This is a genomic window from Sphaerisporangium cinnabarinum, from assembly GCF_055567015.1.
Map to the genome: position 1 here is coordinate 507,918 of NZ_JBVHRG010000002.1, position 11,625 is coordinate 519,542.

Here is an 11,625-nt window from a genome sequence, read left to right on the forward strand (position 1 = left end):
GCGGACGCGCACGTACGTCGGCGAGGGGGTCGGGGGTATATGAGATCGGGGGCACAGGACAGCGCAAAGCGTGAGCATACCCCAAGAAGGCGTCGCTGCACAACCCCGGGGCACACTCCCCCGCCCGGCCTGGGCGCTGGGCGCCTCGCCGGTACTCGCACGGGCCTCGTCGCCCGCCCTCCGGCCCGCCGTGCGGGCCTCGAACCTGCTGCTGTCGACCTCGCTGTCCTGCGTCGTCGACCCGCACATGGTGGCACACTCGTGGCCGTTCCGTGAAGCCGGTGCGCCGACCCGGCGGCGCCGCGGGGTGCCCGGGAGCCTCCGGGCCGCTCGGAAGGCCGCCGGCCCGGGACCCGACCGGCCCGGACGACGACGAGGCCCGCACCCCGGGCGGGGTGCGGGCCTCGTGCGGCGTGCGACCGGTCCCGTCAGGACGGGACCGGTGCGATCACTTGAGGGTGACCGTGGCGCCGGCGCCCTCGAGGGCAGCCTTCGCCTTCTCGGCCGTCTCCTTGTTCGCGCCCTCCAGGACCGGCTTCGGGGCACCGTCCACGAGGTCCTTGGCCTCCTTCAGGCCGAGGGACGTGAGCGCGCGCACCTCCTTGATGACCTGGATCTTCTTGTCGCCGGCAGCCTCGAGGATGACGTCGAACTCGTCCTTCTCCTCCTCGGCCGGGGCGTCGCCACCGGCGCCACCCGCGGGGGCGGCCACCGCGACGGCGGCGGGGGCGGCGGCGGTGACCTCGAAGGTCTCCTCGAAGGCCTTCACGAACTCGTTGAGCTCGATGAGGGTGAGGCCCTTGAACTGCTCGATGAGCTCGTCGGTGCTGAGCTTCGCCATGATGGCGTTCCTTTCGGTCGGTGCTCGGCAGCGGCCCGGTGCGGGCCTGCCAGAAGCGGGGTGTTGTGCTTGCGCTGCGTCGATCGCGAGACCGGGCGGGCCCGGTCACGGGATCAGGCGGCAGCGCCCTCCGATTCCTGCTTCTGACGCAGGGCATCGATGACGCGGGCGGCCTGGGCGGTGTTCGCGGTGAAGACGTAGGCAGCCTGGAAGAGCTTGGCCTTCATCGCGCCGGCCGCCTTGGCCAGCAGGACCTCGCGGGACTCGAGGTCCGCGAGCTTCGTGACCTCCGCAGCGGTCAGGGGGCGCCCGTCGAGGACACCGCCCTTGATGACCAGCGCGGGGTTCGCCTTGGCGAAGTCACGCAGACCCTTGGCTGCCTCGACCGGGTCCCCGGTGACGAAGGCGATGGCCGAAGGACCCTGCAGGTCGGCGTCGAGTCCCTCGACACCGGCCTCCTTGGCCGCGATGGCGGTCAGCGTGTTCTTCACCACGGCGTAGGTTGCGTTGCCGCTGAGCGACCGACGCAGCTGCTTGAGCTGCGCGACGGTGAGCCCGCGGTACTCGGTCAGCACGGCAGCGTTCGAGTCGCGGAACTTCTCCGAGATCTCGGCGACTGCGGCTGCCTTGTCCGGCCTCGCCATGGCAATCCTTCCGGTGGTGGTACCACCGGCGTCCGTCCCGGAACGAGAAGAGCCCCGCGCAGGCGCGGGGCTCGCAGTCGCACGCGCGGCGGGGCCGGGCGGACGTCGTCGATTCGCTACCTGCGCTGGCCTCCACCTCGTGGGTGGGACTTCGGTCCGTCGCGTCCTGCAGACGGAGTCTGCGGGCAGCGTCGGACGACCGGCGGTCTTGGGTACACGCTCATCGTACGGGACGACGGCGGGTGCTCCAAACCGCGGCCCGTGCCGTCAGAGCGCCAGCGGACCGAAGCAGACCAGCGGCACCGGCTCGGGCTCGTCGGCCACGGCCCGGGCGAGCGCCGTCCCCGGCATCGCGCCGTCGCGCAGCTCGGCGTGGAGCGACGGCATGACGCGCGCCGCGACGTCGTCGCGCAGCGGGGCCACGCTCGCGATCACCGCACGGGCACCGAGCCGCAGCAGGACGCTCGTCAGGCCGAGCGACTCGCCGCCGATCCTCGGCGTCGACAGCCCCACCTCGCACGCCGACAGCACGACGACCACGCCGTGCAGGTCGGTCCCGTCGAGCTCGTGCGCGAACAGCGGGCCGTCGGCGAGGCGCAGCGACGAGAACAGCGGGTTGTCGGTCTCGTGCGTCCCGTGCGCGGCCAGGTGCACGACCCCCGCGGTGCGCAGCCCGTCGACCACGGCCTCGCACGTCGCCTCCTCCCCCGTCAGCGCCTCCGCGCCTTCCCAGACGGACGCGACGAGCTTCGCCTCAGCGCCGGAGAAGCGCAGGCCGGGCCCGGCGACGACGAGCGCCTCGTCCGCCCGGCGCACCGGCTCGCCGACGCGCAGGTCCACCCACGAGTTCGCCCACGTGCGCAGCCCGCGCCGCGAGGGCAGCGAGGCCCAGGGCAGCGCGAGGAGCAGGTCGCGCGCCGCGACGTGGAGGTCGCCGTCCGCCTCGAGCGGGACGACGAGCGCGTCGTCGAGCGCGGCCAGCGTCCGGGACAGCGAGCCGACCGCAGCCTCGCGCATGGGGACCGGGATGAGCACGTTCGACAGGACCGCGAAGTCGGCGCGCGCACGGCGCACCTGCTCGGCGACCGCCGCACGCGACGCGAGGCGCACGAGCCGGGAGCCCTCCGCGCTGAGGCGGACGGCGAGCACGTCGTCGCCGTCGAGCATGAGGTCGGCCACGACGGCGTCGGAGCCGGCGTCGGCCAGCGTGGCGCGCAGGCGCCGCTCCGACGCGGGGACCGGGGCCGCGGCCCCACCGCCGTGCTGCCAGGAGCGTCGCCGCGCGTCGTCCTGGAGGCGCCGCGCCGCCTGCAGGTGGTCCTGCCGGCGCGCGAGGCTGGCCGCGTCCGAGGGCGCCCCCAGCGCGCGGGCGGCCTCGACCTCGCGCCGCGCCGCGGCGAGGAGGTTCGCGAGGACCGGGTCGGCGGGCGGGCGCACGCGGCCGGTCCCGGCGAACGCCGCACGGCCGCGCTCGACGGCGTCGAAGATCGTCCCGGGACGCCGGGTGCGCAGCGCCGCCTCGACGTCGACGTTGCCGAGGCGCACCCCGTGCACCGCGGACGCCGTCACGGCGTCCACGGACCCGAGCCGCGCGCGGTGGTCCGCGAGCGCCGCCTGGCCGCGCCGCACGGCGCGGACGCCGGCACGCCGGTCCCCCGCCACGAACGCGAGCTGCGCGAGGACCGCCTCGTGCTGGAGCCGGACGGGCAGCGGTGCGCGGCCGAGGCGCGGGGGCACCGCCCGGAGGACCTCCTGCGCCCCGCGCACGTCGCCCGCGGACACGAGCCACTCGACGGCGAGCAGCCGCGCGGGGACCGTGACCCCGAGCCCGGCGAGGCCATCCAGCGACTCGCCGTCGCGCGCGAGGTCGAGCGCCCAGGTCGCGTGGCGACGGGCGCGCGCCGGGCCGACCGGCGTCGCCCGGTGCTCGGTGAGAGCCGCCTGGAGCTCCGCGACGCGAGCGCGCAGCATCCACGGCGTGTTCCCGAGGCGGTCGAACCGGCGCGACGCCGAGCGGGCGAGCCGTCGCGCCTCGGCGTACCGCCGCAGGCCGAGCACGACGCGCGACCGGACCAGCTCGACCTCCGCGAGGTCGCGCAGCATGCGGTAGCGGGAGAGGTGCTCGCGCGCCTCGCTCAGCGCCTCGTCGGCCTCGGTCAGCAGCCCGGCGTCGAGCAGCACCTGCGCGCGGTCGATGAGCCCGACGGCCGCGTGCCGGTCCGGTGCCTGCGCCGCGGCCTCGTCCATGGCGCGCAGGGCGACCGGGAGGTCGCCACGCAGGTACTCGGCGTACCCGAGGTTGTGCCGTGCCTTGGAGACGAGGAGCTCGTCCCCGAGCGCGGTGGCCCGGCGAACGGCGTCGTCGAGGTCGCGGCTCGCCCCCTCGGCGTCACCCAGCTCGAGGCGCAGCGACCCGAGGTTGAGCAGCAGGACGGCGGCGTCGAGGGGGCGTGCGTCGTCGATGACCTCGGCCGCCGTCTCCATCTCGTCCAGCGCGGCCGAGACGTCGCCGGTCCGCAGCCGCAGGAGCCCGCGCTGGGACCGTACGACGAGGGCGAGGTCGCGCATGGCCAGCGCGGTGCCGCGCGCCTCGACCTCGGCGAGCCGTTCGTACGCGCCGTCCACGTCCCCCGTCAGCTCGAACTCCGCGAGCGCGAGCCCCAGCAGCGCGCGCGCCGCGAGGTAGGCGTCGTCCCGGCTCGCGCCCTCGCCGGCGGCATCGACGTCGTGGACGATCTGCGCGAACGCGCGGCTCGCGCGGCGGTGCTGGCCGCGGGCGTTCACGGCCTGCGCAGCAGCCAGCCGGGCCTCGAGCACCTCCCGGCTGCTGCGCACCACCGCTCATCACCTCATGCGTCGTCACCCGGGGTCGGGACCAGACCCGTCGCCAGGGTAATGGACGGCCACAGCCAGGCGCAGCGGTCCGGCGCGCCCTGGCCGGGCTCCAGGACGCCCGGGTCCGTCGGGTCGTCGCCGATCCGCTCGAGCAGGGACGCTGCGAGCTCGCCCGCGAGGACGGGCGCCGCGAACGACGTCCCGCTCCACGTCGCGAAACCGCCCTGGAAACCCTCGGGGTCGATCGTGGCGCGGAAGCCCGGTCCCCAGAGCTCCGGGACGTGACGCGAGGGCGCGACGGCGCCGTCGATCGTGCGCGGGATCGTCGACACGAGCGCCGCGCCCGGGCGGGTGCACGTGATCCACGGGCCGTCGTTGCTGAAGAGCGAGACCGTCCCGTCGGGGTTCTCCGCGCCGACCGTGAGGACCGGCGGCTCCTCGAGGAGCAGCGTCACCCCCTCCAGCGGGACAGGGGGCTCCGTCTTCCGGTTGATCCGCGGAGCGAACGCCGCGGGGTAGGTCGGGCGCGTCTGGCCGTCGTTGCCCGACGACACGACGACGACGACGCCGTACCGGCGCAGGGCGCGGATCAGCGCCCCGAACGGGGCGTCGAAGTCCGCGTCCTCCGGGCGCTCGTGGTAGTAGCCGAGCGAGAGCACGAGGACGTCGATCGGCGCGTAGCCGTCGCGCCCGGCCAGGCCGAGCACGTGCCACAGGAGCACGCGACGCAGGGTCCGCAGCAGGTCGCGCTCCGGCACGATGCCCGACCCGCCGTAGAGGCGCGGGGCGAGGATGACGGCGTCCGGGCACAGCTGGTGCACGAGGCCCGCGATGAAGGTCCCGTGGCCCGCGACCGGGTCGAGCGGACCCGTCAGGGGCGAGACGGAGACGCCGCCGATCTCCGGGTCCTCGTACGGGTACTCCGTCGGCGGCAGGGTCGACAGCGGCTGACCGAGCAGCTCGGGGTCGCGCACGACGATCGTCCCGCGCGTCTCGAGGTCGTCGTCGAACCACGGGTGCTCGCCGACACCGGTGTCGAGCACGGCGACGACGGGGCGACGGACGCCGTCGCCCGCGATCCACGGCGTCTCCCCCGCGGGCAGCGCGCGGCGCGGCACGGGGCCGATCCAGCTCACGGGCGTGCGGCCGCCCGAGCCCGGCAGGGAGTACTCCGCGGTGCCCGCGAAGGGGTGCGGCTGCGTGTAGGGGTGCGGCTGGGTGTACGGGTGCGGCTGCGTGTAGGGGTGCGGCTGGGTGTACGGGTGCGGCTGCGTGTACGGGAACGGCTGCGTGTACGGCTGGCCGCCGATGAACGGGGTCGGCGCGACCATGTGGTCGAGCGCGAGCCGCGGGCTGTGCCGGTCGTCCGGGCACAGCCGTCCGCGCAGCTCCTCGACGAGGTGCCAGGCGTCGGGAAGCTGCCCCTGCTCGTCGTCGCGGTAGCGCAGGCGCACGGAGTAGCCGAACGTGCGGAGCAGGTCGGTCGTCGTCTCCGGGTCGAGGTCGGCCTCGCGCACCAGCTCGGCGTCGTCGATGCTCTCCTGCTGCACCTCCACGCGGAGCCCGAGACGCTCGGCCGCGCGTTCGAGCCACCGCAGCGAGCGGTTCCCCTCACGGTCGAACGGCGACTCGGGGATGAGGATGCGGTCGCCCACGTACCAGGTGGGGTGCGGGGACTGCTGCCCGGCGCGACGCTGCGCGGCGACCGGGTCGATCGTGCGGGTGCGCCACTGGAGCCGGCTCGGCCGGTCGCCGAAGAAACCGAGGTCTGCGGCTCCGACGGGGGGTTCAGGGGTCTCGCTCACGTGCTCCTCCTCGGGAGATGACGTTCGTCCGGTGCCGCACGCGTCGTCGTCGACGGGCGGCCGCCCGCGCACCGCTGCGCGGGGAAGGGTTGCTGGTGGTGGTGCGGTCGGTGGGCCGCGGGCGTCGCCCGCGGCCCCCGGGCGCTAGAGCTCGACGACCGGCGTGCTCACGGCGCCGCCGGCGCCGTCGGCGCGGCGGACCACGAGGCTCGCCGGGCCGCGGTCGACGGCCTCGAAGACGAAGCGGCCGTCGTCGTCGCTCGTCGTCTCGCTCACCACGCCGGGGCGGTGGAGCTCGACGCGCAGCGCCGTCGCCGGCGCCGCCCAGCCGTCGATGCGGATGCGGCCGTCGTCCGTCGGGGACAGCGAGATCATCACCGTGACGGACTCGGACGTGAACGTGATCGTGCGCGCCTCGACGGGCGGCGCGTCGCCGCGCACGGACGTCGCGGGGGCCTGGACGTACTCCAGCTCCATGACCTCGGCCTCGAGCCCGGCGAGCGTGATCGCGAAGAGCGACCGCTCGACGAGGCCGTCGGGGACGGGGTCGATCTCCTCCGCGATCCGCGCGAGGTCGGCCAGGAGGGCGAGGTCGACGGCGTCGAGCGGCTCGTCGGGGCTGTGCGTCGGCTCGGTGCTCATGATGCTTCCCACGGTTCCCCCTGGTCGTCGATGATGTCGCGCAGCTTGGCGAGGCAGCGGCCCCGCGTGGAGCCGATGCTCCCGACGGGCATGCCGATGGCGGCCGAGATGGCCTTGTAGTCCGGACGGTCGGCGAGCGACACGAGGTGCAGGAGCCGGCGGCAGCGTTCCGGCAGCCGGTCGAGCGCGGCCCAGAGGGAGCGGTCACGTTCGTTGCGGAGCACCTCGACGTCCGGCGTCGGGTCGCCCGACGGGAGCTCGGGGATGCCCTCGTCGGTGTCGTCCGGGAGCTCGGTGCGCCGTCGGGCCTCGTCGCGGTGCTTGCGCACGGCCTCCCAGGCCGCGCGCTTGGCCGTGATGAGCAGCCACTTCAGGACGGCGTGCGGCTCCTTGATGGTCATGGCGTTGCGCACGAGCGCGACCCACACCGTCTGGACGATGTCGTCGGCCTGCTCGCGCTCCACGCCTTGCGCGCGCACCGTGTGCCACAGGAGGGGCGACGCCTCGCGGACGAAGTCCCCGAGAGCCTCCGGACGGCCGTCGCGATACTCCAGGAGCGCGAACGCGCCCCGGTCCCCCAGGCTGAGGCCCGGTTCGCCGGTGTCGGCCACCTCGTCGGTCGTTCTGGTCATGGGGCGCACTGTCCTCGGCACACTCGTCCGGTCAGGCATCAGCGGGGGGTCCCCGGAAGCGCCTGATTCTACGGCCGGGCCGGTGGGGTCGACAACCATCGTCACTGGTCACACCCCTCCCGGCTCGTGCGGTTGCGTCCCATCTCGTCCCTCCGGCACACGGGCGGGAGCGTCTGGTCGGCGCTCCTCCACCCGGACGAGAGGGGCGGACCGCCCGTCTGATACATCCCGTCCACGCGTGTTCTGTCCCGGGCGACCCGTCCGGGCCACGCACCGCTCCGAACCAGGGTCGACGCGCGGACAGCCCGCGCGACCACAGAGCGGAGACCACCATGACCTCGTCCCCGAACCGCCTCCTCGCGGCCGTCTTCGGCGCCGTCTACCTGCTGGTCGGCCTCGCCGGCTTCGTCGTGACGTCGGGAGTCGGCTTCGCCGCCACCGAGGGCCGCGACCTCCTGCTGTTCGAGGTGAACCCCCTGCACAACATCGTCCACCTCGGCATCGGCGCAGCGCTCCTGCTCGCGTCGCGCAGCGTCCGGGCAGCGCGCGGCACGAACGTCGCGATCGGCGCGGTGTACCTCCTCGTCGGCGTGGTGGGGCTGTTCCTCGTCGACACCGGCGCCAACATCATCGCGCTCAACGGTGCCGACAACGTGCTGCACCTCGCCAGCGCGCTGCTGCTCCTCGGCGTCGGGCTCGCCGCGGACCGCGAGGACGCGGGCCGCACCGTCACGGCATGACCGCCCCCGTCCCCACCCGGCGCGCCGGCGCCGCGCTCGCGCTGCTCGGTGCCGGGATCGTCGACCTCGGGCTGGTCCGGGGCGCGTTCCCGGCGCCGGCGGGCCTGCTCGCGCTGGCCACCGGTGCCGCGGAGCTCTCCGCCGCGCTCGTGCTCCTCGCCCGCGGGCCGCGGCCCGGGCGCCCGACGGCGGTGCCGCGCGTCGGGATCGCCCTGCTCCTCGTCGCGACCGTCGCCGGGGTGGTCGTGCCCGTCACGTCCGGCGTGCCGCTCTCGGCGGGTGCGACCGCAGCGCCTGCCCTGCGGGTCGCGACGGCGTGCGTCCTCGCCCGCCCGGGGCGCGTCCCCGCCGACGGCCCGCCGGCGCGCGCCGGGGCGCGGCTCGTCGCGCTGTTCTCGGTGTCCGTCGTGGTCGCCGCCGTCGCGACGTTCGGCCTCGGCGGGACCGACGCCGCGCAGCGCGCCGTGCCGCACGGGTCGCACCTGCCCGCCCTGGGGGACCTGCCGGGTCACGGCCCAGGGCACGCCGGTGGCTCCCTCGACCAGCCGTGAGCGCGCCGACGGCGGGGCCGGGGACCCGCCGTGGCGCCCCTGGCGGGTACGCGTTCTCCCGTAACCCACGGTCGTGAAGTTCCGGGGAATCCCTCATGCCGCACGGCGGGCACCAGGCCTAGCGTCGGGAACGACCCCTGCACCCACACCGCGGGTGCGGACCGGCGAGGCGCGACGACGCGCCCCGCCCGAGCACGAGGAGCACCTCCGTGAGAACAGTCCTCACCGGCCGCACGCGCGGCCTCACCGGGCGCGCGCTGCGCGCCCTCGCGTCCGCGGTCGCCGCGGCGACCGTCGTCGCGGGCGGCGCGCTCGCCGCCGCCCCCGCGACCGCCGCGGCACCGACCACGGCACCGGCCGCCGCTCCCCTGAGCGCCGCCGCGCCGTCGGGCAGCACGCAGTGGCTCACCGGCTACTGGCACAACTTCGACAACGGCTCCGTGACGATGCGCCTGTCCGAGATCCCCCAGGCCTACAACCTCGTCGCCGTCGCGTTCGCGGACAACCTCGCCGGCACCCCCGGCGGCATCACGTTCAACCTCGCGAGCGCGGAGCTCGGCGGCTACACCGAGGCCCAGTTCACGGCCGACGTCGCGGCCATCCGGGCGCAGGGCCGCAAGGTCGTGATCTCCGTGGGCGGCGAGAAGGGGAACGTCATCGTCTCGAACGCGACCGAGGCGAAGAACTTCGCCGACACCACGTACGCCCTCATGCAGAAGTACGGGTTCGACGGCGTCGACATCGACCTCGAGCACGGCATCAACGCCACGTACATGTCGAGCGCCCTCCACCAGCTCGCGGCGAAGGTCGGTCCGAGCCTGATCCTCACCATGGCGCCGCAGACGATCGACTACCAGGCGACGAGCATGGGGTACTACCAGCTGACCCTCGCGATCAAGGACATCCTCACGATCGTCAACACCCAGTACTACAACTCGGGCTCGATGATGGGCTGCAACCAGCAGGTCTACTCGCAGGGCACGGTCGACTTCCTCACCGCGCTCACCTGCATCCAGCTCGAGATGGGCCTGCGCCCCGACCAGGTGGGCATCGGCGTCCCGGCCGTGCCGCGCGCAGCTGGCGGCGGCTACCAGCCGCTCGCGAACGTCGTCAAGGCCGTCGACTGCCTCGAGGTCGGCACCGGGTGCGGCGCCTTCAAGCCGGCGAAGCCGTACGGCAAGATCGGCGGCGTCATGACCTGGTCGATCAACTGGGACAAGACCAACGGCTACCAGGTCGCGTCCGTGATCGGCGGCCGTCTCGCGAGCGGGCCGACCACGCCCACCGAGCCGACCAACCCCACGAACCCCACGAACCCGACCAACCCCACCAACCCCGGCACCTGCACCGCGACCGCGTGGTCGGCCTCCGCCGTCTACACCGGGGGCGCCCGCGTCTCGTACCAGGGCCGCACCTACGAAGCCAAGTGGTGGACCACCAACGAGAACCCCGCCCAGAGCGGGCAGTGGGGCGTCTGGAAGGACCTCGGCGCCTGCTGACCCGGTCGGCACGCCCTCGGGCGACCTGCTGAGACGACGACGGCGCGGCACCCTGGTCGGGTGCCGCGCCGTCGTACGTGGTGCGGACGGAGGACCGTCCGCGGGGAGGACAGCCGTCAGGCGGCGTCGTCCTCGAGCAGCTTCGTCGTCTTGGACTGGTCCAGCGGGATGCCGGGGCCCATCGTCGTCGTCAGCGTGGCCTTGGTGATGTACCGGCCCTTCGAGGACGACGGCTTGAGACGCAGGACCTCTTCGAGGGCCGCCGCGTAGTTCTCCACGAGCGCCTTCTCGTCGAACGAGACCTTGCCGATGATGAAGTGCAGGTTGCCGTGCTTGTCGACACGGAACTCGATCTTGCCGCCCTTGATGTCGGACACGGCCTTCGCCACGTCCATCGTCACGGTGCCGGTCTTCGGGTTCGGCATGAGACCGCGGGGGCCCAGCACCTTGCCCAGACGACCGACCTTGCCCATGAGGTCCGGCGTCGCCACAGCGGCGTCGAAGTCGGTGTACCCACCGGCGACCTTCTCGATGAGGTCGTCGCCGCCGACCTCGTCGGCACCGGCCGCACGGGCCTCCTCCGCCTTCGCCGCGTTCGCGAAGACGATGACGCGGGCGGTCTTGCCCGTGCCGTGCGGGAGGTTGACCGTGCCACGGACCATCTGGTCCGCCTTGCGCGGGTCGACACCGAGGCGGAACGCGACCTCGACGGTCGCGTCGTACTTCACGGTCGACGTCTCCTTGGCGAGACGGATCGCCTCGAGCGGCGCGTAGAGACGCTCGCGGTCGATCTTCTCCTCGGCGTTGCGGTACGCCTTGCTGCGCGTTGCCATCTGCTTCTCCTTCTGCAGTCGTGGTCAGCGGGTCCGCGCGGACCCTGCCACCGTCGCCCGCGGGGTGCGGAGCGACGTCGTGCACGAGGCCGTCACACAGGTCAGGCCTCGGTCATTCGTCAGCCCTCGACGGTGATACCCATCGAGCGGGCCGTGCCGGCGATGATCTTCGACGCGGCGTCGAGGTCGTTCGCGTTGAGGTCCTCGAGCTTGGTCTGGGCGATCTCGCGCACCTGGTCGGCGGTGATCTTCGCGACCTTGGTGGTGTGCGGCGTCGCCGAGCCCTTCTGGACGCCCGCGGCCTTCTTGATGAGCTCCGCCGCCGGCGGGGTCTTCGTCACGAAGGTGAACGAGCGGTCCTCGTAGACCGTGATCTCGACGGGGATGACGTTGCCGCGCTGCGACTCGGTCGCCGCGTTGTAGGCCTTGCAGAACTCCATGATGTTCACACCGTGCTGACCGAGCGCGGGGCCGATCGGCGGCGCGGGCGTCGCCGCACCGGCCTGGATCTGGAGCTTGATGAGGCCGGAGACCTTCTTCTTGGGAGGCATGACTCTTCCCTGGCTTTCTTCTCGTGGGCCGACGCCGTGGGCGATGACCCGG

Annotated in this window: 11 protein-coding genes; 3 read left to right on the forward strand and 8 right to left on the reverse strand. The window is 73.9% G+C overall.

Features of this window, described 5'->3' with window-relative positions:
• Positions 1-448 precede the first annotated feature (448 nt).
• From rplL to ACZ4MO_RS05335, 6 genes are all read right to left on the reverse strand, one after another.
• The gene (rplL, locus tag ACZ4MO_RS05310) at positions 449-841 is read right to left on the reverse strand and encodes a 50S ribosomal protein L7/L12 (protein WP_024840305.1); all 393 of its coding nucleotides are present in this window, start codon (positions 839-841) and stop codon (positions 449-451) included.
• Positions 842-954: 113 nt separating this feature from the next.
• A complete protein-coding gene (rplJ, locus tag ACZ4MO_RS05315; RefSeq protein WP_024840304.1) occupies positions 955-1,485 on the reverse strand; it encodes a 50S ribosomal protein L10 in 531 nt (176 codons plus the stop codon).
• Between the two features lie 267 nt (positions 1,486-1,752).
• A complete protein-coding gene (locus ACZ4MO_RS05320; RefSeq protein WP_499278625.1) occupies positions 1,753-4,320 on the reverse strand; it encodes a CHAT domain-containing protein in 2,568 nt (855 codons plus the stop codon).
• A gap of 14 nt (positions 4,321-4,334) precedes the next feature.
• Positions 4,335-6,125 carry a S8 family serine peptidase gene (locus ACZ4MO_RS05325; protein WP_175007839.1) on the reverse strand — a complete coding sequence of 597 codons (1,791 nt, stop codon included), beginning with the start codon at positions 6,123-6,125 and terminating at the stop codon, positions 4,335-4,337.
• A gap of 144 nt (positions 6,126-6,269) precedes the next feature.
• Positions 6,270-6,767: a hypothetical protein gene (locus ACZ4MO_RS05330; protein ID WP_034653625.1), complete on the reverse strand. Its 498-nt coding sequence runs from the start codon at positions 6,765-6,767 to the stop codon at positions 6,270-6,272.
• Positions 6,764-7,399 carry an RNA polymerase sigma factor gene (locus ACZ4MO_RS05335; protein ID WP_167405793.1) on the reverse strand — a complete coding sequence of 212 codons (636 nt, stop codon included), beginning with the start codon at positions 7,397-7,399 and terminating at the stop codon, positions 6,764-6,766. The genes ACZ4MO_RS05330 and ACZ4MO_RS05335 overlap by 4 nt, the downstream gene beginning before the upstream one ends.
• A 332-nt stretch (positions 7,400-7,731) precedes the next feature.
• Here ACZ4MO_RS05335 and ACZ4MO_RS05340 point away from each other — a divergent pair, with 332 nt between their 5' ends.
• The 3 genes from ACZ4MO_RS05340 (at position 7,732) to ACZ4MO_RS05350 (ending at position 10,189) form a co-directional block, all read left to right on the forward strand.
• Positions 7,732-8,139, forward strand: coding sequence for a DUF4383 domain-containing protein (locus ACZ4MO_RS05340; protein WP_175007838.1), 408 nt, complete (start codon positions 7,732-7,734; stop codon positions 8,137-8,139).
• Positions 8,136-8,690 carry a hypothetical protein gene (locus ACZ4MO_RS05345; protein WP_175007837.1) on the forward strand — a complete coding sequence of 185 codons (555 nt, stop codon included), beginning with the start codon at positions 8,136-8,138 and terminating at the stop codon, positions 8,688-8,690. The genes ACZ4MO_RS05340 and ACZ4MO_RS05345 overlap by 4 nt, the downstream gene beginning before the upstream one ends.
• Before the next feature lie 209 nt (positions 8,691-8,899).
• Positions 8,900-10,189, forward strand: a complete 1,290-nt coding sequence (locus ACZ4MO_RS05350) for a glycosyl hydrolase family 18 protein (RefSeq protein WP_222592344.1) — start codon at positions 8,900-8,902, stop codon at positions 10,187-10,189.
• A 116-nt stretch (positions 10,190-10,305) separates the two neighbouring features.
• On the opposite strand, the gene rplA is transcribed toward ACZ4MO_RS05350, so the two are convergent.
• Positions 10,306-11,022: a 50S ribosomal protein L1 gene (gene rplA, locus ACZ4MO_RS05355; RefSeq protein WP_034653773.1), complete on the reverse strand. Its 717-nt coding sequence runs from the start codon at positions 11,020-11,022 to the stop codon at positions 10,306-10,308.
• Between the two features lie 119 nt (positions 11,023-11,141).
• Positions 11,142-11,573 (reverse strand): 50S ribosomal protein L11, encoded by a 432-nt coding sequence (gene rplK / locus ACZ4MO_RS05360; protein WP_021482529.1) that lies wholly within the window; start codon positions 11,571-11,573, stop codon positions 11,142-11,144.
• Between the last annotated feature and the right edge of the window lie 52 nt (positions 11,574-11,625).